The sequence below is a fragment of the Escherichia sp. KCJ4928 genome (assembly GCF_004352695.1).
In the GTDB taxonomy this organism is placed as follows: Bacteria; Pseudomonadota; Gammaproteobacteria; order Enterobacterales; family Enterobacteriaceae; genus ECMA0423.
Map to the genome: position 1 here is coordinate 1 of NZ_SJWV01000652.1, position 361 is coordinate 361.

Sequence of the window (361 nt, forward strand, 5' to 3'; positions counted from 1 at the left end):
CAGACCCCGAACGCCACAGCTTCACTCACCTTCGCCGTCACAGTGCCTTTCTGGACTTCGTGAAAATGGCCGGTGAAATCAAAACCGTCAGGGAGGATATCGTTCAGTCTTTGATGAAAGTGTACCCAGATCCTGCGCTCAATCCGGCAGCCAGGGAGGAGCTGGATGCTGCCTCCCCCCTCTGGCTGACAAAAGCGCGTTACCAGTACCTCCTCCGGCTTGATGCACAGCCTATGCCGGAGTCGAGGATCGCCCTGCTCCTGCACCTGGTATCTGATGACGGAGCGTTGACATGAAAATTGCTGTCTTAATTTGACGACTTTTCCCGGCCTTTATGGCCGGGATTTTTTTCCCTTCTGTT

The 361-nt window shown here is 54.3% G+C and carries 1 pseudogene; it reads left to right on the forward strand.

The annotated features are described in order from the left end of the window. A pseudogene (locus E0D98_RS26085) lies at positions 1 to 296 on the forward strand (transcription termination factor NusG); the annotation flags it as partial. Between the last annotated feature and the right edge of the window lie 65 nt (positions 297 to 361).